Origin of the sequence: Mesorhizobium sp. M1A.T.Ca.IN.004.03.1.1 (genome assembly GCF_003997555.1) — a bacterium.
Lineage (GTDB): Bacteria > Pseudomonadota > Alphaproteobacteria > Rhizobiales > Rhizobiaceae > Mesorhizobium.
In genome coordinates this window covers 1-234 of record NZ_RZTV01001128.1, presented here as the reverse complement: position 1 = coordinate 234, position 234 = coordinate 1, and the positions used below count along the sequence as shown (strand labels likewise).

At 68.4% G+C, this 234-nt stretch carries 1 protein-coding gene; it reads left to right on the top strand.

The features are described 5' to 3' along the window. The coding region (locus tag EOD29_RS35185; RefSeq protein WP_164764113.1) for an FAD-dependent oxidoreductase at positions 1-234 on the top strand (234 nt) is incomplete at both ends.

Below are 234 nucleotides of genomic sequence, written 5' to 3'. Positions count from 1 at the left end.
GCGCGCCTTCGCAGTTGGCGCGCGCAACCTCAGGAAGGAGCGCCAGCTTCGCCGCCGGGCCGGCCTGCCCGGCGTCTATCTCGAACATCCCGATCTCTTCACACAGTTCGAGCTCGACCGGGATGGCGCGATCTATTCGCCGGGTTCGGCGGAGGCCGATCCGCTGCTTCTGACCTGGGCCTTGATCGAGATGGCGGTGCGGCGCGGCGCGCTGCTGGTCAACGCTTCCGTCAC